A 24,766-nucleotide genomic window follows, 5' to 3' on the forward strand; every position below is an offset into this window, starting at 1 on the left:
AAAGCGAACTGAGCGAAGAAAACTGTGACAGATTATCTACGCTCATTTTTAGCGTATTTCCGACCAACCGGACAGTTGGACGGAAATACGGAAATTATAGGCTTATTTAGCGAGCAATGAGATGGCGAAACCACCACCACGTGCTTCATTAATCTTCAAAACATCACCCTTCTTCACAGTCTTGTGGATGATCTGATAAGATTTAGGGTTCTTCTCGTAATCGGCATTCTTGCCGTCCTGATAGATAGCGCAAACATACTTCTTGCCCTTATCCAGGAAGTCGAGCTTTACTACCGCTGTGCGGGCTGCATCAGTCTTACCGCCTACAAACCAGTTATCGGTACCCTTAGCCTTGCGGGCTACGGTGATATACTTGGCTGGCTCAGCCTCCAGATACTTGGAGTCATCCCAGTCGCAAGCTACGTCGCGGATGAACTGGAAGGCATCATCATACTTCTCATAATGCTCTGGAAGATCGGCAGCCATCTGCAGCGGACTGTACATTACGAGATAGAGCGAAAGCTGACCACAAAGGGTGGTATGAACATAACTCTTATTGTTGCTCCACTCAGAAAGCTTGGTCTCAAAGATACCAGGAGTATAATCCATCGGACCACCCTGCAGACGGGTGAATGGCAACATGACGGTATGATAAGACTTGCTACCGCCAAATGCCTCATACTCTGTACCACGTGCACTCTCGTTACCCACCAGGTTAGGCCAGGTGCGGCAGATACCTGTAGGACGGGTTGCCTCGTGGGCATTTACCATGATATGATGCTTGGCAGCGGTCTCGATGACACGCTGGTAGTGATTGTTCATCAACTGGCTGTAGTGATACTCACCTCTTGGGATGATATCACCTACATAACCGGTCTTCACGGCATCATAACCATATTTGTTCATTAGGCTGAAGGCATCTTCCAGGTGGCGCTCGTAGTTGAGAGCTGCAGAAGATGTCTCGTGGTGCATCATCAGCTTCACGCCCTTAGAGTGAGCATATTCGTTGAGCATCTTGATATCGAAGTCAGGATATGGAGTCACGAAGTCGAAAACATCGAGCTTCTGATGACCGAACCAGTCTTCCCAACCTTCGTTCCAGCCTTCTACCAATACTTCCTGCAAACCGTTCTTGGCTGCAAAGTCGATGTAGCGCTTCACTTCCTCGTTGGTTGCACCATGAGTACCGTTAGGCTTGCACTTGCTGTAATCAGTAACGCCGAGACGCACAGATGGCAGGTCGTTAGTGTAGCTCCAGGTCTTGGTACCAACAATCATGTTCCACCATACACCGCAGTACTTGGTAGGATGAATCCATGAAGTATCCTTAATCTTGCAAGGCTCGTTGAGGTTCAATGTCAACTTGCATGAAAGCATATCACGGGCATCATCACTTACCATCACGGTACGCCAAGGGGTATTGAATGGTGTCTGGATGAATCCTTTTCTGCCTACAGCATCAGGAGTGAGCCAAGACTCGAAGGTCAATGTTTTCTCATCCAGATTGAGGTGCATGGTTGGATAATCCAGGCAGGCTGCCTCATGGATGTTGATGTAGAGTCCGTCCTTGGTCTTCATCTGGAGAGAGGTCTGAACACCAGTATCAGAGAAGACGGTGGTAGATGAATTACTCTTGTAAGCTTCACGGTTTTTCGCAATAATTGGGCGAATGCCTGTCAATGGAGTAATGTTGTAATCATACTCCTGTGTATCATAATCACCAGGAATCCAGTAAGCGGTATGATCGCCTGCCATGGCAAACTGGGTATGCTCCTCCTGGATGACGAAATAATTCAGACTTTCCTGTTGTGGGAACTCATAGCGCAAGCCCATACCATAATCATATACACGGAAACGGATGGTGATGTTACGCTTAGAAGCAGCCTGGTTCAGGTTTATCTCCATCTCGTTGTAATGGTTGCGGATGGTAGCGGTCTCGCCCCATACTGGTTTCCAGGTTTCATCGAAGGTCGATGTTTTGCTACCAGTCTCAGTAAAACCATCCATCAGATTTGTTTCCTCCATACCCTTAGAGGCATGTTTATCCTTAGCCAGCTCCAATCCTAAGTGGGATGGCTTACATACAGTCTTTCCCTTATAGCTCATCTCGTAGGTAGGCTGTCCCTTTTCGGTCAAAGAGAAAGTTACCGAGACGTTGCCGTTAGGCGACTTTATAGTCTGGGCTGCTGCCAACAAAGGGAGCAGAAGTCCCATCACTAATACATTCAGTTTTTTCATACTGTTCAGTTGTTGTTTATTCTTGTTTTTGAATCTTCGTTAGTTTATCTCAATCATTATCTGTTTATTCTTAAGATAGTGCAAAGATACAAAAAACAAAAATACCCTCCACGTTTTGGGAGGGTATTTTTCTGCAAATGAGTGTGCAAACGTTTGCACTGTATATATAATCATGTTAGTTAGACTCTTCCAGACTGCGAAATCATTTCGGTGATACTCTGCACGAAACGCTTGTCAGCAGCCAGATCCTCTATGTTGAGGTGCATACGGTAACGCCAGTAATGCTTAGGGTTAGCCGGGATATTGATACGCTCAGCATCAGCATCAGGCAGACGGAGAGCCTCATCGGTAGCCAACCAGTCCTGGATGCTCAATATGCAGAGCATGGATGGAGAGGTAAGATGGCGGCTGATGATGTCACTAGCCAACCAGCCTGGGAGTGGATGAGGTGCTGGTCCCTGACGGTAGAGCATCGTATTGTAATACTCCTGGGTACGCTGGACATTCTCATCCCACCACATGCGCAGAGTAGGCATATCGTGGCTCGAAATGGTACATACCGAACGGTATGGGTTACGGCTCAGATGTCCGAACTTAACCGATGGATCCTTTGGCATGCTCTGGAGTTCCAGACTCAATATCTTCAACTCGTCCATTACCCAAGGCACACAGTCTGGCACCATACCGAGGTCTTCGGCACAAACCAGCATGCGGGTAGCCTGAACCAGTTTAGGCAACTTTTTCATCGCCTCCTGATACCAGAACTGGTTGTTGCGGCGATAGAAATAGTCGTTGTAAAGGCGGTTGAACGCAGCCTTGTCATTATCATAGAGCGACTCGTAGATAAAGTCGAGCTGGGCTGAGATACGTGGATGGAAGACGCTAGGGTTGGTATGATCACGTACAAAGAGTACATCGCTGATCAGGGCATACAAGCCATCACGCAGCCAGAGTTCCTTCTCATCTGTTGCATCAGCAAATAGAGCCTCTACCTTGCGCTGGGTATCTACCTCAGGTTTCATCTGATAACGCTCGTCATCCAGACGGTCGAGATACTTCTCCTTTACCTCGCCGGCACGCTCATGGAACATACGGTCCAATACCCAATCGGTAATGAACGGACGGGTAAAACGGTCTTCCTGGAAGTGCAAGCCATAGCTTTCTATCTCTTCACGGCTCATGGCAAGCGCCGGTGCAAACTGTCCGAGCAATCCATGTACGCTATGTACCGGAATCTCCCAGATACGGAAGAAGCCCAATACGTGGTCGATGCGGTAAGCATCAAAGTATCTTGCCATGTTCTTGAAACGGCGGTTCCACCACTGGCAGCCATCCTTCAGCATCTCAAACCAGTTATAGGTAGGGAATCCCCAGTTCTGACCATTGGCAGAGAAGTCATCAGGTGGAGCACCCGCCTGACCATTGAGGTTGAAGTATTTAGGTTCCGTCCATACATCGCAACCATTGCGGTTTACGCCGATTGGAATATCACCCTTCAAAATAACGCCCTTAGCCTTGGCATGCTCGTGAGCCTCCTGCATCTGTCGGTCCAGTACGAACTGTACGAAATAGAAGAACGCCACGTTCTTGTAAGCAGCAGTCTTAGGGTCGGCAAGCGCCTTGCGCTCAGCCTCATCCCATACCTGATGATCTGGCCACTGGTTGAAATCAGCCGTACCATTCTTATCACGCAGGTATGAATACTGCGCGTAAGGAACCAGCCACAGTTCAGTATCCTGGAAGAAAGCCTTGTATTCGGCTGTCTTCATCATCTTTTCACCTTCCTGATTGAAGATTTGGCGCAAGTAATTTATCTTGAAATCATTTACTTTCTCGTAATCTATCTTATCCAGTGCATTCAACTCAGCACGTGTCTTCTCAGCCTCAGCACGAGCCTTGGCATCCTTCAGCTCTGGGAGAGCATGGAGGTCGGCATACTGCGGATGAATAGCGAAGACGCTGATGCAGCTGTATGGATAACTGTCGGTCCATGTATGAGTGATGGTGGTATCATTGATAGGAAGGAGCTGGAGCACCTTCTGACCGGTAGAAGCCACAAAATCAATCATGGTCTTCAGATCACCGAAATCACCGATACCGGCACTCTTACGGGTACGCAATGAGAATACTGGCACCTGCGTTCCGGCAAGTTTGCGGTTATACAGAGCAAAGAAAGCCTGGTCGAGTTCATAAGATACCAACTCACCTGCCTTCATCTCCGGCAAATCCACGGTTCTGTTCATGCTGGTTTCCCAGAGAAGCTCGTTCTTCGCATTTCTGAAAGCCACGAACTTAAACTCCAGATGACTGCCCTCAAGATGAGTCGCATCAATATCAGCCACCCATTCATTATAGGTATGCTGAGTCATCGGAAGAATCTTCTGCACATCCCAGGCACCCAAAGCTTTATCTGCACCCAATACACCCAGACGCTCACCATCGCGAAGCTGAGGAGCACGGACTATCAGACGCACAATCTTGCTGCCCGTTTCCGGCTTCATCTCCTGTGGAGCCTGATGATTGATGCAATCGGTAAAGGCACTGCTGTAGAGGTAAGCATCCTCCGGCATAGCCTTCCAATGATCGTAAAGGGTATAAACCTTTGCCTTTCTGGCATTTACATCGAGCTGATGCTTGATTATAAGCCGTTCGGTCTTGACTGCTCTTCCTTCACGTTCTACACTATAATAATAGGTATACGATTTTTCTGGTGATTCAACACACCAGTCGCATGCCCATCTTTGACCATCTGTTGTCTCGAGAGGAAGTTTCAGTTCACCTTCCTCCGTCTGAATGTTTACGACGATCTGTTCGCCGAACATTGCTTTATACTCAATATTAAACTGTACTGTCATAAGACTCTTAAAGGCTCTTGAAAATGTTATAATTTATATTTGCTGCTACAAAGGTAAGAAAAACGTATGAAAAACGTATCAGAAATTTGCATTTTTTCTCACACAAACCTTGCAAACGTTTGCACATTTTCCACTCCGTAGAAACAATCAATTAATCGTTCACTCTGTTACTTACACCTATTTCTTATCCTTGATGATGCTCACAGACAGCGCACCCGCAATCAGCAGGATACCTGCCACAATCATCATATCGCTCTGATGAGAACCCACCAGACTCAGGACAGTTCCACCGCAGATGGCAGCCACAATCTGAGGGATACAGATGGTTCCGTTAAACAGACCGAGATAAGCACCCATGTGACCATATCCCTGCAAAGCATTGGTAACAAAGGTGAAAGGCATCGCTAGCATGGCTGCCCAACCGGCACCAATCATCAGGAATGGAACAAACTGCAGATACTGGTCATGCAGGAAAGGTATCAGGGCAAAACCCACACCACCGACAACCAGACTGACAGCGTATGCCACCTTCGTATTCTTAAACTGAGGGAGAATCACAGCCCAGACTACACTACCTACCGCCTGAACTGCAAAGAGAATGCCCACCCAGTTGCCTGCCTCCTGGAATGCTTCAGAAGCAGGATCGGTCGTATTCCATACGGTTTCAGCGATGGCTCCCGTAGAATAATTCCAGAGATAAAGGAAACCAGCCCAGCAGAAGAACTGAACCAGTCCCACCTTCCAGAAGGTAGATGGCGCCTTGCGCAGCAAAGTAATCCAACCGGCCTTGTCTTCAGAAGCCTCAGCATTAGGATTCTTCACTCTTTCCTCTTCCCTCTTCGCTTCATTATACTCCGCATACTGCTGTGGATTCCACTCCTTCACCTTCATCGAGGTGTAGATAACACAGAGAATCAGGATAGCCGCACCGATATAGAACGACCAGATGACAGAATCAGGAACCACACCCTTCTCAGCATAATTCTTGATACCGAGGAAAGTAAAGAGGAACGGGAAGATATATCCGGCTACAGAACCGGCATTGCAGAGGAAACTCTGGATAGAGTAAGCCTTTGCCTTCTGTTTTTCATTTACCATATCGCCTACCAGCATCTTGAAAGGCTGCATCGCCATGTTGATACTCGTATCGAGGAACATCAGCGCTATCAGTCCGAAGAGCATCGCACCGCTTACGGTCAGTCCGAGCGAACCGGCATTAGGCAACAGGCACATCACCAGGACGGCAATCGTAGCACCCACAAAGAGATAAGGGATGCGGCGGCCGAAGCGGCACCACGTCTTATCGCTCAACGTGCCCACGATAGGCTGAACCAGGATTCCCATCAATGGAGGGAGAATCCAGAAATAACTCAAGTTGTGTGGGTCAGCACCCAACGTTGCAAAGATTCGGGAGATGTTGGCGCTCTGTAGGGCGTAGGCAATCTGCACTCCGAAAAATCCGAAGCTCAAGTTCCAGAGCTTCCAGAAACTTAAATCAGGTTTTTGTTTCATATTGTTATGTTCTTATTTATATTCATTCAGAAATTAAGGCATCCCCTCTAAAAGGCGCCAGCAAGAATGTCAATTCAACATTCAACATTCAACATTTAACATTCAACATTCAACATCCAGCATTATCTAGTAGTTCCTCTCACCACGAGTCGTGTTCTCACCACTCGCTTCTCCACCTCATCTCTTGGGATGGAGCCTTCCACCTGACCAATCAGGATATTGGCAGCTTCCTCGCCTACGGCTACACCTCGCTGCTCTACCGTAGTAAGCATCGGGTCGCACGCCTTGGCACGGTCACCATTGGTGAATCCGCAGATGCTGATTTCTTCAGGCACCTTGAATCCCATGCGTTTGGCAGTATAGAGGATGCCGATTGCCGTATCATCATTGATGGCAAAGAAAGCATCCGGACGATCTTCCTCTATCAGAATATCCGGCGTTATTGCTTCGGCATTGGCACGGTCATCGCAAATCTTCACCCAGTCAGGGTTCTCCGTCAAACCATGCTTTACCAGCGCATCATGATAACCGTTATATCGGTTCTTTGAGATTTCCAGATTCATCGGCGAGCCGTAGAAGGCAATCTTCTTGCAGCCCGTATCAATCATGTGGGTAACGGCAGTAAAGGCACCCATATAGTCATCTACTACCACTCGCGAGCAGTTCACGCCCGTACATATTCTATCATAGAAGATGAGCGGCACCCCATTCTGCAGCAGTTTTTCGAAATGGTCATACTGCTTGGTATCCTTCGCCTGCGAAACGATGATGCCACAAACCTTGTTCTGATAGAAGTCTTCACAGATGGCCACCTCCTTATCGTAACGCTCGTTACTCTGCGCCACCATCACACGGTAACCTCTGGCTCTAGCCTCTTCCTCTATACCCGAAAGCACCGACATGAAGTAATAGTGTACCACCTGAGGCACAATAACTCCAATCACCTTCATCGGCTTCACCTTATTATGTCTTAAAGCTTCACCTAGGAAATTAGGAAAGAAGTTATGTTCACGCGCGTATTTCTGAATACGCTCCTTTTGGGCAGTACTGATACGAGAACTGTCCTTCAATGCCCGGCTCACTGTGGCAACACTTACGCCCAGATCGCGAGCAATATCTTTCATTGTTATTGTTTCTTTATCACCCATTGCTATTAGTTGTGCTGCAAAATTACGAAATATCCTCAATATTGGTCAGAATTCATTGACATAAATCAAGTAAATTTTGTGCAAACGTTTGCACAAAATAAATAACGGAATTAACACAAAAATAGTACAACATTAGAGAAAAGAACTTAATTTTGCACACAGAAACGACAAGTTTATGGGCAAGCGCCCCATTCCTACCTTATATAATATAAGTAATAAGATGCCAGAAAGACCCCGAAAAGAGCCAGAACGGCATTTTGAGTAGGAACGACAACAACTTAAGCCAAGAAGAAAAAGTAAATAATTAATATAATACATTAACTTAAAAATCGAGCAAATGATGAAGCAGGTAAAAATTAAATTGCCTCTCAGAGCGTTGACCCTAGCAAGCGGTCTGCTTCTGACGGTGAGTTCCTTTGCGCAGAGTAATGCAATTAAGGGACATGTGAAGGATGCTTCTGGTGAACCTATCATGGGTGCTACCATTACAGTTAACGGTAAGGCAGTGGGCATTACCGACATGGATGGTAACTTCTCAGTTGATGCAGCGCCAGGTGCCAATCTTACTTTCACCTATCTTGGAATGACACCAAAAACAATCAAAGCAACATCTAACATGATGATTACCTTGGTTGACGACCAGAAGTCTTTGAACGAGGTCGTTGTCATCGGTTATGGTCGTGCTAAGAAGAACGACTTGACTGGTTCTGTTACAGCTATCAAGCCAGATGAGATGTCAAAGGGTATCACAAGCAGTGCCTCTGATATGTTGGTAGGTAAGATTGCCGGTGTAGATGTACAGACTGGTGGCGGTCAACCTGGTACCGGTGCACAGATTCGTATCCGTGGTGGTGCCTCTCTGAATGCTTCTAATGACCCTCTCTACGTAATCGATGGTTTGGCTATTGACAACAATACCAACAAGGGTATGAGTAACGTCTTGGCTATGATTAACCCTAACGATATCGAGAGCTTCACCGTATTGAAAGATGCTTCTGCTACAGCTATTTACGGTTCCCGTGCTTCTAATGGTGTCATCATCATTACAACCAAGAAGGGACGTTCTGGCCAGAAACCATCTGTTACCTATAATGGCGATGTAACATTGTCTACCATCCAGAAGAAATATGAGGTAATGAATGCCAGCGAATACAAGCAGGCTCTTACCAATCTGGGTATTGACACTAACGGTTTGGGAACTGCCGATACCGACTGGCAGGATGAGATTTTCCGCACAGCTATCTCTACCAATCACAACGTCAGCATTCAGGGCGGTCTGAAGAACATGCCTTATCGTGTCAGCTTAGGTTTCGAAGATAACAACGGTATCGTTAAGACCACTTGGATGAAGCGTTTCAACACATCTATCAACGTAGCTCCTACCTTCCTCGACAAGCACTTGAACGTTAACTTCACAGCGAAGTATATGTTCGAGAAGGACCGTTATGCAAAGGTTGGTGATGCCATCGGTGGCGCACTTACGATGGATCCTACACAGCCTGTTCGCGTAGATGATGCTGCATATGAATGCGTCGGTGGATATTTCCAGTACTTGCAGGCTAAGGACGACAAAGTTACCGATCCTAGCTGGACAAGTATTGCAAAGGCTCAAATGCCACAGAACCCTGTGGCAGTTCTTGACAACTACAAGTGTATCGCCAAGTCTAATGATATTTCAGGAAACCTTGAGGTAGACTACAAGATTCATGGTTTCGAAGACTTGCATTTGCATGCTGCCATCGGTGCCCAGTATACAGATGGTAAGCAGGATGAAACTAGTTCCAAGTATTCTTACTCCAACAACTATTTTGGTTATTATGGCTATGACCACGCCTATAAATATAGCATCGAAGGTAAAGCTTTTGCAGAATATGCACACAAGTTTGGTGTTCATGACATCGACATCATGGCAGGTGCAGAGCAGAGCCACTATCACAGAACTGGCTATAACTACGGAGCAGGTATCGATGAGTACTTGAGAGACAACAATCCTCTGTATGAAACAACAGAAGGCAAGTGGAATTACGAGCATGACCCAGTAAGCAAAGATGACGAAATGTGGAGAACCCACAACTCTCTGGTATCTTACTTCGGACGTCTTAACTACAACTTGCTCGATCGCTATTTGTTTACAGCTACATTCCGTGCCGATGGTTCTTCTCGTTTCAGAAAGGGTAAGAAGTGGGGTTACTTCCCAGCAGCAGCCTTTGCATGGAAGATCAACAACGAGCCTTTCCTGAAGGATGCAAAATGGCTCGATGAATTGAAACTCCGTTTGGGCTGGGGTAAGACCGGTCAGCAGAATGGTATTGATGACTTCTACTATTCTACTCTGTACAGGGTCAGCAATGGTTATGCACAGTATCCATTCGGTGATAATTATTACCAGACTTTACGCCCAACAGCAAGCAACCAAGACTTGACATGGGAAAAGACAACAACTTATAATGCAGGTCTCGACTTTACTGCTCTCAATGGTCGTTTCGGTGTGAATGTAGATGGTTACTATCGTAAGACAACCGACCTTTTGGCAAGCGTTGCCATTGCCGGTGGTACAAACTTTGGTGACCAACTTCTGAAGAACATCGGTTCTTTGGAGAACTACGGTATTGAGTTGGCATTCAACGTTAAGCCTATCGTTACAAAGGACTTCATTTGGGACGTTACTTATAACGTAGGATGGAACCACAACGAAATCACAGAATTGGAAGCAGGTTTGCAAGACTGGGTATGGACAGGCGACAAAGTATCTCGTGGTAACAACACCAAGATTCAGGTAAACAAGGTTGGTCAGCCAATCAATTCATACTATGTTTACCAGCAGGTTTACGATGAGAACGGCAAGCCTATCGAGGGTGCTTATGTTGACCGTAACGGAAATGGTACAATTGATGATGACGACCGTTATTGCTACAAGAGCCCAGCTCCTGATGTCATCATGGGTCTCACTACCAAGTTCATCTACAAGAACTGGGACTTCAGTGCAGCCTTCCATGCATCAATCGGCAACTATGTATACTACGACTTCTTGAATAGCAAAGCAGTTCTGAACGAAATCAACGCAAGTGGTGCCTTCAGAAATACGACAACAGAAGCTGTTAATCTTGGTTTCACGGGTACAGCAACAAACCCAACCAATACCAGCGACTATTTCGTACGCAATGCTTCATACTTGAAGTGTAGCAACATGACATTGGGCTACAGCTTCCCAGCCTTGATCAAGGTAGGTGCAGAGAAGATTTGCAGTGGACGCATCTTCTTCACAGTCCAGAATCCATTCATCATTACCAAGTATAAGGGAATCGACCCAGAGGTAAGCAACGGTATCGACAGCAATCCTTACCCACGTCCAATAAGCTTCCAGCTTGGTTTGAATCTTAACTTCTAAAATATTTAAAGGAGACTATTATGAAAAAAATATTGATTAAGACTGCAATGGCAGGTATGTTGTGCATGGGCTTTGTCTCTTGCGCAGACGAACTGAACATCAAGTCTATTGACCCACATAATTACCCAACATACACAGTAGAGGGACTCTTGGCTAAGCAGTATGCTACTCTTGGTCTTACAGGTCAGAAAGGTCCTGCAGGTATAGCAGACTTAAGTGGCGATGAAGGTGAAAGCGGATTTATCCGTACAGTTTTCAACTTACAAGAGTTGATGACAGACGAAACTCTGTGGGCATACCAGGACAATGAAGCCATAGCTCCTATTACCCACATGAACTGGACCAAGGATAATGCTCGTGTAAACTGGACATACCAGCGTCTGATTTTCAACATCACCTTGTACAACCAGTTTATCACAGAGCAGACTGGCAAACTGGAAGAAGACAAAGTTGCAGAGGTTCGCTTCCTCCGTGCCTTGAACTACTATTATTTCCTTGACCTTTATCGCAAGGCTCCATTCAAGGATACTTTCGACGACAAGCTCCCTACCGAGAAGAGCGGCAAGGATCTCTACGAGTGGTTGGATAATGAGTTGACCACCATTGAGCCTCTGATGGCTGAGGTGGGCGCTTATGATAATAGTGAGAATTTCGGACGTGCTGACCGTGGTGCAGCATACGCACTTCATGCCCGTTTGGCTCTTAACTCTGCCGTTTATACCAATGGTCAGGTGAAGGATTACCAGAAGGCTATCGATTATTGCGACAAGATTATCGATAGCAAGAAATATGATCTTTGCCGTGAAGCAAAGAATGGCTACAGCGGTTACCAGCAGTTGTTCATGGGCGATAATGACAAAAACCCAGAAGCAATGAAGGAAATCATCTTCCCTATCCGTCAGGATGGTGTTAAGACTCGTGCTTATGCAGGTACTTCTTACCTTGTAAATGCTACCAGCATAGCAGGCATGCCTTACGTAAGTACAAGTGATGCTTGGAAATGTCTGTTTGCACGTGTAGACTTGGTAAAGAAGTTCTTCCCTAACGAGGAGGATATTCCAAAGGCTGAGAAAGAAGATCTCATAAATAATCCTACCAAAGAGCAGGTTATTGCTAAGGATAACGAGAAGCATATCAGCACTGCAGATGTTATCGCAAAGGCTAAAGACGATCGCGCCCTGTTCTATATGGGTATAGGTGGCTGCGATGGCAAAGTACGTTCTCTGACACCAGGCGATGCTATTACAGGTCCTCTGAATGGTGCATCAATCGTTAAGTGGAGCAACTTCCACGCAGATGGTGAAGCACAGCACCACCAGAACTATTCAGATACCGACTTCCCAATGTTCCGCTTGGCAGAAATCTATCTGACCCGTGCTGAAGCTAAGTACCGCCTCAATGGTAGCCAGGACGGTTTGGAAGACATCAAGAAGGTTCAGGATCGTGCCCATCGTACTGCATTGGCAACAACTGTAGATGATCAGACTCTTATCGACGAATGGTGCCGTGAGTTCTACTTGGAAGGTCGTCGCCGTTCAGACTTGGTTCGCTTTGGATTGTTCACAGGTTCTAAGTATCTCTGGAATTTCAAGGGCGGCGTATCTAACGGATCTGGTATTGAGTCATACTACGACATCTATCCTATCCCAGGCAATGAGACAAAGAATAACCCTAACATGACGCAGAATCCAAAATACTAATTGTTAGGAAACCAGATTTAAAATAAAAGAAATCAATTATGAAAAAGATATATAAATTCATGTTGCTGCCAGCAATGGTTCTTCCTTTGCTCTTTACATCATGCGATGATGATAGAGACAGCAACCCAACATTGGACTTGAGTCATGTTGATGAGGAATTTGTGTTGAACACTCCTGCTATTGCAGAAAACAATACTTACGACCTCGTCAGTGCAAAAACTCTGAACTTGACATGTTCTCAGCCAAACTATGGTGGAGCACCCTACGGAGTAGAATACTATGTACAGGTCTCTATCGATCCAAAATTCAAGAACGACTCAACTGTTACTCACACCCAGTTGAAGACATTCTACAAAAGAGCAAATATGGATGTCGACGCATCTGAAGTAAACAGTGCTGTGGTTGCACTTTTCCAGGATGCCCATCCTGACACAAGCGTTCCTGAGGAAATGCCTGTTTACATCCGTCTTCGTGCGGTTATTGGTGGTACTACAGACCCTAATTATGGTCAGACATTCTCAAATGTAATTACTTTGCCTTCTGTAAAGGCGACCTACAAGGCTCCTGACGCTGAGTTCACAGATAACCTCTACTTGATAGGAAGTTCTATCCAGGAAGGCTGGAAGAGCTGGAAACCTATTCCTGAGGTACAAGGTGTAGCTGGACAATACTATGGAGTTGTCTACCTGCCAGCAGGTGGTGAATTCAAATGGGGTACAAAGAACAATGACTACCGTGGTTTCAACCGTATTACAATCAACGATGAAGCCGAAGCAGGTGTCACTGAAGGTGATAATCAAAACATCAAGGTTGCTAACGCAGGCTGGTACACCCTCTATTTCAAGGGTAAGATTACAGAAGATAAGAAGAACATTGACTGGACAATGACTGTTTACAAGACTCAGGTTTGCCTGATTGGTGCTTGTATGGGTCAAAGTAATTGGGGTTTTGCAGACGACGTAGCTCTAACTCCTCCAGCCGACCAGAATGGCGAATGGGTTTCTCCTGCATTCACTGCCAGCGCAGAGCTTCGTGTATCTGTCAAGGTGGGTGATATTGACTGGTATCGTACAGAGTTCACCATTTATAAAGGTAACATCTTCTGGCGAAATAAAGATATGCCAAACAACTGGGCAGAGACCTTTGGCGCTGATTACAGTGTATCAACCGCCGCAGGTAAGAAGTTGTATGTCAACTTCGATACTAATAAAGCAGAAGTTAAATAATTAAGACCAAAGCACAATGAAAAAAACATTATTATATAGCTTAGCAGTCTTGGCAAGTGTTACACTTGCCAGCTGCAACGGCGACTACGATGATTGGGCAAACCCACAGGCCAATGAGCAGGAAGCCTCAGCTGCAAAATACGGAATCACCTTTGCAGCGGGTCCTGAAGCAGAGAGTAGTATGCCAGACGCAGATGGAGTCATCAATCTCGTCACTGTCAATACAACAGATGCAAATGTAACCGGCTACACGCTTAAAAGTCTGAAAGTGAATGGTGAAGCCATCAATGGTGAAATCAATGGCAACAACATTCAGGTAAACGCAGCAGAATTAGAGAAGATTCTTTGCAATCAGAATAATTCACGCGCCAGCGTTGCACGTGATATGAAAGTTGAGTCAAAGGTATCTGTCAACTTGGCATCAGGCGATGCCGTTGCCATTAATTCTGTAGGTGAAACTACAGGTAAACTCACTCCAACAGCAACACCTCAACTTGATGAGAAGGGCTACTATATGCTAGGACATTTAAATGGCAAAGCAGAGTGGGACAATACAGATCCTATATGGATGAACAAAATTGCAGAAGGCGTATATCAGGTAAAAGTAACTACAGAGAAAGACGAGAACTGGTTTAAGTTCTTTGCAGGTAGCAACTTCATAAGCGGCAGCTGGGATGACATCAATAAAGGTGCCTTAGGATGTAAAGAGAATGGTTGCAAAGATGGTTCTGGTTACATCTATTATAACGGCGACAGCTGGGGTGAATTGCAGACCATGGTTATTCCAGGTGCTGGTACATGGATTGTAACACTCGACATGAACAACCTGAGATACAGTTTTGCAAAGCCTGTACTTTATATGGCAGGCGATGCTAATGGATGGAGTCATATTGACTACCTCTCAAGTGAGGATGGTGTAAACTACACTGGTTTCATGTATCTGAACCAGAATGGTTTCAAGTTCTGTTCTCAGCCAAACTGGGATGGTACTAACTATGGCGGCGCATTCTTTGGTCAGGAAAGTGACAACATCATCATGGACGAAACAGAAGGTTACTATAAGGTAGATGTTGATTTGTCTACAAAGAAGTACACTCTGACTCCTATCACCACAATTGGTATCATTGGTAGCGCAGCCCCTAATGGTTGGGATTCTGACGAAGACTTGACTTATGTTCCATACAACAAGGATACCAAGAAAGGCGGCTACTGGGAAGCGAAGGACATTAAGCTGAAAGCTGGTGAATGCAAGTTCCGTGCTAACGATGCTTGGGATATGCAGTGGGGATTTGATGGCGAGAAATTTGTATTCTCTAACAATGCTCCACAGAAACAGTTCGTGCCAGAAGAAGGTACATACGACATCAAACTTTATGCATGGGCTAACGGCTATGCTAAGTGTGAGTTCACAAAGAAGTAAGCATTTGCTTCATCAAATAAACTAAATATCAATAGGCGGCTCTCAATTCCGGGAGCCGCCTATTTTTTTTCGTTCTCCTCCCCCTTTTCAAGTATTTTTTCCCTAAAACCTTGGAAGTTACGAGGAAAAGTCGTATCTTTGCAGAAGAAAAGCTGCACTCGGCAAATTGAAAGCAAGCTTTCTTTGCGCTCGTTTGCATTTTCTTTGCACCGAATAAGTACAACATTTATATTTTTATGATTATGAGAACAGGCGACAAAGTATTAATATCTCCAGACTTGACACATGCCAAAGACTGGACACAGGGCGAAGTGATTGAAGTTGAGAACAATCCTTTCGTAGGAATTGTCATCTCCGCAAAAACCGCAGATGGGAACATATTCTTTGGATATAAGGACTTATTTGAGCCAGCAAAGGAGGCAGTATGTACGCACTAGCATTTGATATGGTAATTTCTGATTTACAGAAATACTATGGCGAACCTTACAACAAGGCTTACTACGAAATAAAAGAGCTTCTAAAGAAGAATGGTTTCGAGTGGGTGCAAGGCAGTACATACATGACGATGAATGATGATTTGACTGCACTTGTAAAAACAGTTATGGAGCTTTCTAAAATAGAGTGGTTTAAGAAATCAGTCAGAGATCTAAGAGGATTCAAAGTTGAAAGTTGGTCGAACTTTACTGATTTGGTTAAAAACTCATAGAATAGGCGACTCTCCTCCAATCCGGGAGTCGCCTATTTTTTCTTTATCCCCCTCTCTACATTTTTTCCCTAAAACCTTGGAAGTTACGAGGAAAAGTCGTAACTTTGCCAACGAATAGCTTAAAAAAAAGAAATTATGGGACATCAAGAAGATATTGCAAAAACAGAAAGTAAAATCATTGTCATCAGGGATACGCAAGTTATCCTTGACAGAGATGTTGCTGAATTGTATGGAGTAGAAACCAGAGAAATCAACCAAGCACTAAGAAACAACCCTAAAAAGTTTCCTCCAGGTTATGTTATTGAGTTGAATAACAGCGAGAAAGATGAACTGATCAAAAATTTTGATCGGTTCAATAAACTCAAGCATTCCACTGTTGCACCTCATGCTTTTACCGAGCAAGGACTTTACATGCTTGCCACTATCCTGAAGGGTGATTTAGCCATCAGCACTACCATTGCCATCATTGATACTTTCACTCAACTTCGCAAATTGGCAAGAACTATAGATAAGGTGAATGAAGATGCAAAGGAGCATGGTATTTTACCAGACAAAGCAACAGAAGGTAAGATACAAGCTGCCATGAACGAAGTCTTCGCAGATAAACTGCCATTAAAAATGCGCAAATTGACTTTTGGAGTTAATTTAGGGGTTCTGAAATTTTCTATAGAAACCACAAGAGAATCTAAAGAATAAAACAACATAAAAAGGAGGGAAGAATATGAAGACTATAACAGATTACTTGGGGGCACAACTAAAAGGAGAACTTGACAGACTTTGGGCGGACGGAACACTCAATGAAGAAAAAGTAGAGAGTTTCCGAACACTCCATGAAAGGACTCCATATCATAAGAAAGTATTTACTAAACTCTTTGAGGAGGCGGAGATTGCGAAGTTCACCCCAACAGAATTGAAAGAATATGAGGATAGTTTGAAGGCGTATCGTGATGTCAAGAACTCCATAGATACGGCTTTGGAAAAGGGCCGTGAGGAAGGTATGGCGAAAGGTATGGAAAAAGAAAAGCTAGCCACAGCTCGCCGCCTTTTGTCAATGGGTCTTTCTGATGAGCAAGTAGCAACAGCCACCGAACTTCCGCTGGAGGAAATCCAGAAATTGAAGGAACAAGCCTGAACCGGGCTGAAGGTCCAGAAGCCCCTAGCCCTGGGTAATTACGAATACAAAACTGTCGCCCTGTAAGTACAAAAGCTTCAAAGTATCAGGTTGGGGTAAGCCTGAATTAATAGATAAATACGAGTTACAAGAGGTAGAGCTACGATTACCTATTCCTAGTGAAACCGGTGGTCAAACTGGTGGTCAAACTGGTGGTCAAACTGGTGGTCAAACTGGATCACCAAAAACAATTGAAAAAGTTTTTGAATTGATAAAAGACAATCCGTATATAATCCATCGTCTCATCATCGAAACAACAATATCCAATAGGCGGCTCTCAATTCCGGGAGCCGCCTATTTTTTCCTTTCTCCTCCCCCTTTTCAAGTATTTTTTCCCTAAAACCTTGGAAGTTACGAGGAAAAGTCGTATCTTTGTCCCCGAATAGCAATATTGCGTCCACGACCTTATAAAGCGTAAGCAAATGGCAAATAACATAGAACATCAAGACAAAGACGAACTGGTCACAAATTGTGACCAGTTCAAAATGGATGTCACAAAATATGATGACCATAAACTTGCAACTAACATAGAACCTCTAATAAAAGTAATTAGAGGACAACAGGTTATGCTTGATAAAGATTTAGCCACCTTATATGGTGTAGAGACAAAAGTCCTTAATCAAACCATTAAGCGTAACATAGAGCGATTTCCCAACGATTTTCGTTTTGAATTGAGTAAAGAAGAATGTTTGAGGTCACAAATTGTGACCTCAAACGGCAGAGGCGGTAACCGATACTCAACTTATGCCTTTACAGAACAAGGCGTGGCAATGCTTAGTAGTGTCCTTCGTTCGAAAACAGCCATAGAGGTAAACATTCAGATTATGCGAGCATTTGTTTCCATGCGTCACTTCATGGTAAATAATGCTTCTGTTTTTAGTCGTTTAGAAACAATGGAGTATCACCAGTTGGAAATTCTGCAACATCAACAAGATACCGATAAGCACATTGAGGCAACCAATAAGCGTATTGACGAAGTGTTCCGCAGATTGGACGAGGGCAATGCGAAACCGAAGCAGGGAGTATTCTATAATGGACAAATTTATGATGCCTATACTTTCGTTTCCGATTTGATTAAGAGTGCAAAGAAGCAGATTATTCTTATCGACAACTATGTAGATGAAACAGTACTTACATTACTCGACAAAAGAGAAAATGGTGTGTCTGCAGTTATCTACACGCAGCAGATAAGCCGTCAGTTCCAGCTTGACATTGATCGTCATAACGCTCAATATGCTCCGATAGCTGTTGAAACATTCCGTTTATCACATGACCGCTTTCTTTGCATAGATGATGATGTATATCATATAGGTGCTTCTATCAAGGATTTGGGCAAGAAATGGTTTGGCTTCTCTAAGATGGAAATACTTACACCTAATGAGTTGGTGGAAAGAATAAATAGAGGTTAATAGGCTGCTTCCGAGAATGTTATCTATAATTTACTTGGTTACATCATTTTTATTGATTGTTGGATTTATATAGTGAAGAATATGAACATGTTTGAACAGATGCCATTCAGCGAGAAGTATCCAGTCTTCCGCAAGTTGGCAGAAATAGGCGACCTCCGCAAGCTCTCCCGAGAGGAACTAGAGCTGTATGACGAGGACATCAAGAATATGCGTGATATATATGCCACCAGAAAGTTTGATGAAAAGAAAGGGATGGAAATAGGTATGGGAAAAGGTATGGAAAAAGAAAAGCTAGCCACAGCTCGCCGCCTCCTATCAATGGGCCTTTCTGATGAGCAAGTATCAACAGCCACCGAACTCCCACTGGAGGAAATTCTGAAATTAAAGGAATAAGCCTGAAACTGGCTGAACTTTCAGGAACTCAAATGTAGGATATGAGACGTTTTTATTAGGCATATGATATGCTTAACTATAATTCGGCGGTTGCAACCGCCGAATTACAAAACAATAAAAATCATATACAGAACTTTCGCATGTGGTTTAAGTTCGGGCTGAAGGCCCAAAAGCTCCTAGCCCGGGCTAGGAGCTTCTGCCCCTTCGGGGCGTGTGGAGCCAACTTGCGAAATTTCTGTTTAATAATTCACAAAGGAACTTTTAGTTGAAATCAGCTTCTTATATGAGTATATAAACTACAACAAGCAACCGATAAATAAGGACGAACTGATCAAAGATTTTGATCGGTTCAATAACTCAAACATTCTATAATTGCGCAACCGCTGGTTGCGCAATTACATCAGTAAACTTATCTTCTCCTCCCCCTTTTCAAGTATTTTTTCCCTAAAACCTTGGAAGTTACGAGGAAAAGTCGTATCTTTGCCAACGAATAGCTTAAAAAAAAGAAATTATGGGACATCAAGAAGATATTGTAAAAACAGAAAGTAAAATCATTGTCATCAGGGATACGCAAGTCATCCTTGACAGAGATGTTGCTGAATTGTATGGCGTAACAACCAAGGTGGTTAACCAAGCCATAAGAAACAATCCAGATAAGTTTCCTTCTGGATATGTTATCGAACTGACTAACAGCGAGAAAGAGCATGTGGTCAAAAATTTTGACCACCTCGAAACATTGAAGTTTTCTCATGCAACTGTAAAGGGATTTACAGAGCAAGGACTTTATATGCTTGCCACAATATTAAAATCACCAATGGCAACAGCCACCGCCATTGCCATCATTGATACTTTCACTCAACTTCGCAAGTTGGCAAGAACTATAGATAAGGTGAATGAAGATGCAAAGGAGCATGGTATTTTACCAGACAAAGCAACAGAAGGTAAGATACAAGCTGCCATGAACGAAGTCTTCGCAGATAAGCTGCCATTAAAAATGCGCAGATTGACTTTTGGGGTAAATTTAGGAGTGCTGAAATTTTCTATAGAAACCACAAGAGAATCTAAAGAATAAAACAACATAAAAAGGAGGGAAGAATATGAACATGTTTGAACAGATGCCATTCAGCGAGAAGTATCCAGTCTTCCGCAAGTTGGCAGAAATAGGCGACCTCCGCAAGCTCTCCCGAGAGGAACTAGAGCTGTATGACGAGGACATCAAGAATATGCGTGATATATATGCCACCAGAAAGTTTGATGAAAAGAAAGGAATGGAAAAAGGTATGGAAAAAGAAAAGCTAGCCACAGCTCGCCGCCTTCTGTCAATGGGCCTTTCTGATGAGCAAGTATCAACAGCCACAGAGCTTCCACTGGAGGAAATTCTGAAAATGAAGGAATAAGAAGAGATTACCAGGCGGCTCTCGAACATATCGGGAGCCGCCTTTTTTGTATGCCTTTACGTTATGCAAATCTATGAAAATCGTATTAAGCCTTCTGCACGTTTTCAAGATTTTTATGATCATATTCTTTAACAGACAATGGGATGGATTTTTGCACTTGCTTGTTGAATTCGCATTCTTTGTCTTCTATGAAAGATGATGCATATATATATAATAATGTGATAACTTGTATCTTTTGGTGTAAAATATTAGGTTTATTTATACTTTGATATATGTCATGTGATTATACGACATTTGTCATCCGACCGTACGACAAGTGTCGTATAAACGCATGACAAATGTCACGCAATCGCAAGAAAGGCTTCCTTGCATCGTTATAACTGATTCCTTACATCGTATAAGTTGCGGCATTGTTATCATCCATCTCACCATAGCCAAGCATCGGGACGTAATTTTCATTTCCTCAGTTGGCTATGATTCCTCCTCTCACCAGCCATTTCGCAAAGAAGCGGTCACTAACCAGATAGCCAGTCGGAGTCTTGCTTACCAGCTGCTTATCTACCAATGCCTTTAATGCCGTTCTCACGCTGCTCGTAGCTGGAAGATGGTGGGTACAGATAAACTGCTGGCTCAACGGCGAAGATACCAAACACTCACGAGCTATCGCCCACAAAAGGATTGTTCAATCTTGCCATATCTTGTTATCATTCATTACACAAACGTTCATTGCGCTTTTTACGCAACGCAAATTACGCAATAAAAAACGAGACCGCCAAATGTTTTCTAGTTTTTTAATCATAATTATCTCCTAAAGCTACATATACCTTAATTATATAACAGAAGAAAAGCACACCGGAATGCAAACGTTTGCACAATTTATTCGCTTGATTTGCATCAATTTTTGAACAAGCTAATGAAATAAATCGTAACTTTGCCATCGTATAACAATACAACTTGCAATTAAACATAAAATAATAATCACAAAATACAATGATAATTATGAAGAAGATATACTTTACACTTATCGCTTTACTGACAAGCATCAATATGTTTGCACAAGGCTGGCCTGCTAACTATAGTGGCGTCATGCTGCAAGGATTCTCATGGGATTCTTACGACTACTCCCAATGGAGCGTCCTAGAGAAGCAAGCCGATGATATGAAAGGTTTCATCGACCTAGTATGGCTCCCACAAAGCGGTAAATGCATCGAAACCACAAAGGTGATGGGCTATATGCCATATTATTATTTCAACCAGAACTCCTCATTCGGAACTGAGGCTGAACTCAGAAGTCTGATTGCCAAGTTCAAAGCCAACGGCATAGGCGCAATAGCTGATGTTGTGGTCAACCATCGCAATACAGACGGCTGGTATACCTTCCCTGCAGAAACCTACAAGGGAGTGACCTATAAGATGCTGTCTACCGATATCTGCAAGAATGATGATGGCGGAAGTACGGCAACACAGGCAAAAAAAGACGGGGTTAGCCTCAGCAATAACTATGATGAGGGAACCGACTTTGGAGGATGCCGTGATATTGACCATAAGAGCGCAAACGTGCAGAAGATTATCAAGGCATATCTGAAATTTCTGAAGGAGGATATTGGATATACCGGTTTCCGCTACGACATGGTAAAGGGTTTCAGCGGTACCCACGTGGCTGACTACAATGATGCTACCGGTGTAGAATTCTCTGTAGGTGAATATTGGGATGGAAACCCATCTATCATCAACTGGATTAACAAGACCAACAAGAAGAGTGCTGCCTTCGACTTCCAGTTCCGTTATAATGTTCGTGACGCAGTAGGCGTAAAAGACAATAAGATTGTTTCATCGCCAAACTGGTCGAAGCTGAAGAGCGATAATAATCTGATGCATGACCCAACATACCGTCAGTATGCCATCACATTCGTAGAGAATCACGACATGCAATACCGCTCTAAAGATGAGCAGCAGGATCCTCTTAAGCGGGATACGCTTGCAGCCAATGCCTATATGCTCGCCATGCCGGGAACTCCTTGCGTGTTCCAGCCACACTGGAGAGCCTACAAACAGGAAATCAAGAGCATGATTGAAGCCCGCAAACTTGCAGGCATCACCAACATGAGCAATTATACCACCAAGATGGCGCAGACCACATGCTTTGCCAATGAAACTACCGGCAACAAGGCTAAGCTCATCGTAGTTGTTGGAAATAACACCAAGGCATATACTCCAAGTGCTGATTATGCACAGATTCTCGAAGGATACCACTACCGTTATTATCTTTCTAAATCAGCAGAAACCGCATGGTGCAATATACCATCGGGCGAATACGAGGCAGGATTCAAGGCTAAGCTTACGGCTGTGAGCCAGAACAGCAATGCCAAACTGGTATACACAACTGACGGCACAGACCCTACAGCCAAGAGCAAGCAGGTGGCTACAGGTAACACCATCAACATAGATGAGACCTGCACCTTGAAGGTTGGCTTGCTCAGCAACGGAACCGTAACAGGTATCCGTACCTACAATTATACCGTCAAGGCATTCGAGCCATATACCATCACCATATATGCCAATGCCGACCAGGTAACCAACTGGGGTTCTACCATGTGTTTCTACGCATGGAATTCCAGCGAAAAGCTCACTGGAGAATGGCCAGGTACTGCTGTCACAGCAACCAAGGCTCTGAATGGAAAGAAGTGGTACTATATGGACTTCAAGATCAAGAGCAAGGATGCTATCGTAAATATCATCTTCAATCAGGGAAAAGGAACAGGCAAGAAGCAGACTGTAGACTTGAATGCCGGCAACAGCACCAAGTATTATGAGATTACCACTACAATGAGTAAAGGTCAATACACCTGCAAGGATGTTACCGCCATCTGGGCACCAACAGGCATCACAGGAACTCCAACCATAAGCAATACCATAACAGACAATGCATGGTATACACTTAGCGGTATGAAATTGGGTAAGAAACCTGCAGAGAGCGGTGTTTACATCCACCAGGGAAAGAAAGTGATTATCAGATAAGAATACAACAAATAAGTTCAAAGAATAGTTTCAGTTTTTTTTTGTTTAAGTTTTTCAGTTTTAAGTTTTTAGGTTTATTAAGGTTTATGTTTTTAGGTTTAGGTTTGTTTTAAAGGTAGTTTTAGTACATACAAGGTTACTAGTTAGTTGTTTTAGGTAAGAAAAAAGAGGTATACCCAAGATTCGTCTTCGGGATATACCTCTTTTCTTATTTTAATTATCTTTCTTATTCTAATTATCTTTCGCGCTGGTCAGCCCCCCACATCAGTTTCTCTCTCAGGGTAGAGAAATAACGCTGGTTGCGCTGCTTCACAATCTTAATGCTATGAGGAGCCTTTCGGATGATGAGGCGGGTTTCCTCCGTCATACGCTCACTACGTCCATCGATGGCTACCAGATAGTTGTGGCTGCGACTCTCGATATCGAGCGTGATGACTGCCGTATCATTGATGACGATAGGACGGATGTTCAGACTGTGAGGAGCCACCGGAGTAAGACAGATGCTGCCACTCTGCGGAATGATGATAGGTCCGCCATTCGAAAGATTGTATGCCGTAGAACCGGTTGGCGTGGTAACAATCAGACCATCTGCCTGATAGGTAACGAGGAATTCGCCATCTACCTGCGTACGGATGGAAATCATCGAAGCATCATCACGCTTCAGTACGGCGATATCGTTGAGGGCGAACGGATTGCCGGCAAGTATACCACCTTCTGCCTCCACCTGAATCACCGCATGCTCCTCTATCAGACATTCACCGGCATAAAGACTGTCCAGCGCTGACTCTATCTCGCTTGGCAGCACATCGGCAAGGAAGCCCAATCTGCCCATATTCACACCGATGATAGGCGTACCCTTGGCTCCCACACGGCTCGCTGCCTTCAGGAAGGTACCGTCACCCCCCATAGAGATGACGTAATCCACATCGAAGTTGTAATCCTCGAACACCCCAGCCGCCTTCACATCGAGATGCTGGTCGCGGGTAAGAAACTCGTAATAAGCATTCTCCACATAAACTTCAGCCTCCTTCTTTTCGAGATAAAGAAGGATTTTCTCTATCGAAGCCGACTTCTTAGCCTGGTATTCATTACCAAATATTGCGAATTTTAAATGTTGCTGTGCCATTTATTTTGTTATTTCAATAATTATTCTTACTTTTGCAAAGGTAATCATATTATTTGAAT

At 44.1% G+C, this 24,766-nt stretch carries 19 protein-coding genes; 13 read left to right on the forward strand and 6 right to left on the reverse strand.

Annotation, left to right across the window (positions count from 1 at the left end; all coding sequences use genetic code 11):
* Positions 1–102 precede the first annotated feature (102 nt).
* The 4 genes from F7D47_RS08045 to F7D47_RS08060 all read right to left on the reverse strand — a co-directional run bounded on the left by F7D47_RS08045 (position 103) and on the right by F7D47_RS08060 (position 7,753).
* Positions 103–2,238 (reverse strand): glycoside hydrolase family 97 protein, encoded by a 2,136-nt coding sequence (locus tag F7D47_RS08045; RefSeq protein ID WP_153086173.1) that lies wholly within the window; start codon positions 2,236–2,238, stop codon positions 103–105.
* Between the two features lie 179 nt (positions 2,239–2,417).
* Entirely contained in the window at positions 2,418–5,093 is a 2,676-nt protein-coding gene (locus tag F7D47_RS08050; protein ID WP_153086174.1) for a 4-alpha-glucanotransferase, read from the reverse strand.
* Between the two features lie 177 nt (positions 5,094–5,270).
* On the reverse strand, positions 5,271–6,605 hold the full coding sequence (locus tag F7D47_RS08055) for an MFS transporter (protein WP_153086175.1): 1,335 nt from the start codon (positions 6,603–6,605) through the stop codon (positions 5,271–5,273).
* 122 nt (positions 6,606–6,727) lie between these two features.
* Complete coding sequence (locus F7D47_RS08060) at positions 6,728–7,753, reverse strand: LacI family DNA-binding transcriptional regulator (RefSeq protein ID WP_153086176.1); 1,026 nt, start codon at positions 7,751–7,753, stop codon at positions 6,728–6,730.
* Positions 7,754–8,093: 340 nt separating this feature from the next.
* On the opposite strand from F7D47_RS08060, the gene F7D47_RS08065 reads away from it, so the two are divergent.
* From F7D47_RS08065 to F7D47_RS08120, 12 genes are all read left to right on the forward strand, one after another.
* Positions 8,094–11,141 (forward strand): SusC/RagA family TonB-linked outer membrane protein, encoded by a 3,048-nt coding sequence (locus F7D47_RS08065; protein ID WP_153086260.1) that lies wholly within the window; start codon positions 8,094–8,096, stop codon positions 11,139–11,141.
* A 20-nt stretch (positions 11,142–11,161) separates the two neighbouring features.
* On the forward strand, positions 11,162–12,841 hold the full coding sequence (gene susD / locus F7D47_RS08070; RefSeq protein ID WP_153086177.1) for a starch-binding outer membrane lipoprotein SusD: 1,680 nt from the start codon (positions 11,162–11,164) through the stop codon (positions 12,839–12,841).
* Between the two features lie 38 nt (positions 12,842–12,879).
* The gene (locus F7D47_RS08075; protein WP_153086178.1) at positions 12,880–14,067 is read left to right on the forward strand and encodes a SusF/SusE family outer membrane protein; all 1,188 of its coding nucleotides are present in this window, start codon (positions 12,880–12,882) and stop codon (positions 14,065–14,067) included.
* 16 nt (positions 14,068–14,083) lie between these two features.
* Positions 14,084–15,487 carry an Outer membrane protein SusF domain-containing protein gene (locus tag F7D47_RS14935; RefSeq protein WP_153086179.1) on the forward strand — a complete coding sequence of 468 codons (1,404 nt, stop codon included), beginning with the start codon at positions 14,084–14,086 and terminating at the stop codon, positions 15,485–15,487.
* Positions 15,488–15,729: 242 nt separating this feature from the next.
* On the forward strand, positions 15,730–15,924 hold the full coding sequence (locus F7D47_RS08085) for a transcriptional regulator (RefSeq protein ID WP_117662311.1): 195 nt from the start codon (positions 15,730–15,732) through the stop codon (positions 15,922–15,924).
* Complete coding sequence (locus tag F7D47_RS08090) at positions 15,912–16,193, forward strand: virulence associated protein D (protein ID WP_022120086.1); 282 nt, start codon at positions 15,912–15,914, stop codon at positions 16,191–16,193. Before F7D47_RS08085 ends, F7D47_RS08090 begins: the two co-directional genes overlap by 13 nt.
* A gap of 135 nt (positions 16,194–16,328) precedes the next feature.
* Positions 16,329–16,889: an ORF6N domain-containing protein gene (locus F7D47_RS08095; protein ID WP_153081754.1), complete on the forward strand. Its 561-nt coding sequence runs from the start codon at positions 16,329–16,331 to the stop codon at positions 16,887–16,889.
* A gap of 25 nt (positions 16,890–16,914) precedes the next feature.
* Positions 16,915–17,325, forward strand: coding sequence for a PD-(D/E)XK nuclease family transposase (locus tag F7D47_RS08100; protein ID WP_153081753.1), 411 nt, complete (start codon positions 16,915–16,917; stop codon positions 17,323–17,325).
* A gap of 461 nt (positions 17,326–17,786) precedes the next feature.
* A complete protein-coding gene (locus tag F7D47_RS08105; protein ID WP_153084500.1) occupies positions 17,787–18,773 on the forward strand; it encodes an ORF6N domain-containing protein in 987 nt (328 codons plus the stop codon).
* A gap of 81 nt (positions 18,774–18,854) precedes the next feature.
* Positions 18,855–19,166 carry a transposase gene (locus F7D47_RS08110; protein WP_153084499.1) on the forward strand — a complete coding sequence of 104 codons (312 nt, stop codon included), beginning with the start codon at positions 18,855–18,857 and terminating at the stop codon, positions 19,164–19,166.
* A gap of 511 nt (positions 19,167–19,677) precedes the next feature.
* On the forward strand, positions 19,678–20,238 hold the full coding sequence (locus F7D47_RS08115) for an ORF6N domain-containing protein (RefSeq protein WP_153081750.1): 561 nt from the start codon (positions 19,678–19,680) through the stop codon (positions 20,236–20,238).
* 25 nt (positions 20,239–20,263) lie between these two features.
* The gene (locus F7D47_RS08120; protein WP_153086180.1) at positions 20,264–20,563 is read left to right on the forward strand and encodes a transposase; all 300 of its coding nucleotides are present in this window, start codon (positions 20,264–20,266) and stop codon (positions 20,561–20,563) included.
* Positions 20,564–21,026: 463 nt separating this feature from the next.
* Here the strand turns inward: F7D47_RS08120 and F7D47_RS08125 are convergent, their stop codons facing one another.
* Entirely contained in the window at positions 21,027–21,236 is a 210-nt protein-coding gene (locus tag F7D47_RS08125) for a hypothetical protein (RefSeq protein WP_153084497.1), read from the reverse strand.
* 326 nt (positions 21,237–21,562) lie between these two features.
* Here F7D47_RS08125 and F7D47_RS08130 point away from each other — a divergent pair, with 326 nt between their 5' ends.
* Positions 21,563–23,581, forward strand: a complete 2,019-nt coding sequence (locus F7D47_RS08130; RefSeq protein ID WP_153086181.1) for an alpha-amylase family glycosyl hydrolase — start codon at positions 21,563–21,565, stop codon at positions 23,579–23,581.
* Between the two features lie 235 nt (positions 23,582–23,816).
* Here the strand turns inward: F7D47_RS08130 and F7D47_RS08135 are convergent, their stop codons facing one another.
* On the reverse strand, positions 23,817–24,707 hold the full coding sequence (locus F7D47_RS08135; RefSeq protein WP_022121300.1) for an NAD kinase: 891 nt from the start codon (positions 24,705–24,707) through the stop codon (positions 23,817–23,819).
* Positions 24,708–24,766 lie beyond the last annotated feature (59 nt).

This window comes from Segatella copri (assembly GCF_009494835.1).
GTDB lineage: Bacteria > Bacteroidota > Bacteroidia > Bacteroidales > Bacteroidaceae > Prevotella > Prevotella copri_F.

Bases quoted from the DNA above. Each gene is read 5' to 3' on its own strand.
- F7D47_RS08045 (WP_153086173.1), bottom strand. From the start codon at position 2,238: ATGAAAAAACTGAATGTATTAGTGATGGGACTTCTGCTCCCTTTGTTG.
- F7D47_RS08050 (WP_153086174.1), bottom strand. From the start codon at position 5,093: ATGACAGTACAGTTTAATATTGAGTATAAAGCAATGTTCGGCGAACAG.
- F7D47_RS08055 (WP_153086175.1), bottom strand. From the start codon at position 6,605: ATGAAACAAAAACCTGATTTAAGTTTCTGGAAGCTCTGGAACTTGAGC.
- F7D47_RS08060 (WP_153086176.1), bottom strand. From the start codon at position 7,753: ATGGGTGATAAAGAAACAATAACAATGAAAGATATTGCTCGCGATCTG.
- F7D47_RS08065 (WP_153086260.1), top strand. From the start codon at position 8,094: ATGAAGCAGGTAAAAATTAAATTGCCTCTCAGAGCGTTGACCCTAGCA.
- susD (WP_153086177.1), top strand. From the start codon at position 11,162: ATGAAAAAAATATTGATTAAGACTGCAATGGCAGGTATGTTGTGCATG.
- F7D47_RS08075 (WP_153086178.1), top strand. From the start codon at position 12,880: ATGAAAAAGATATATAAATTCATGTTGCTGCCAGCAATGGTTCTTCCT.
- F7D47_RS14935 (WP_153086179.1), top strand. From the start codon at position 14,084: ATGAAAAAAACATTATTATATAGCTTAGCAGTCTTGGCAAGTGTTACA.
- F7D47_RS08085 (WP_117662311.1), top strand. From the start codon at position 15,730: ATGAGAACAGGCGACAAAGTATTAATATCTCCAGACTTGACACATGCC.
- F7D47_RS08090 (WP_022120086.1), top strand. From the start codon at position 15,912: ATGTACGCACTAGCATTTGATATGGTAATTTCTGATTTACAGAAATAC.
- F7D47_RS08095 (WP_153081754.1), top strand. From the start codon at position 16,329: ATGGGACATCAAGAAGATATTGCAAAAACAGAAAGTAAAATCATTGTC.
- F7D47_RS08100 (WP_153081753.1), top strand. From the start codon at position 16,915: ATGAAGACTATAACAGATTACTTGGGGGCACAACTAAAAGGAGAACTT.
- F7D47_RS08105 (WP_153084500.1), top strand. From the start codon at position 17,787: ATGGCAAATAACATAGAACATCAAGACAAAGACGAACTGGTCACAAAT.
- F7D47_RS08110 (WP_153084499.1), top strand. From the start codon at position 18,855: ATGAACATGTTTGAACAGATGCCATTCAGCGAGAAGTATCCAGTCTTC.
- F7D47_RS08115 (WP_153081750.1), top strand. From the start codon at position 19,678: ATGGGACATCAAGAAGATATTGTAAAAACAGAAAGTAAAATCATTGTC.
- F7D47_RS08120 (WP_153086180.1), top strand. From the start codon at position 20,264: ATGAACATGTTTGAACAGATGCCATTCAGCGAGAAGTATCCAGTCTTC.
- F7D47_RS08130 (WP_153086181.1), top strand. From the start codon at position 21,563: ATGAAGAAGATATACTTTACACTTATCGCTTTACTGACAAGCATCAAT.
- F7D47_RS08135 (WP_022121300.1), bottom strand. From the start codon at position 24,707: ATGGCACAGCAACATTTAAAATTCGCAATATTTGGTAATGAATACCAG.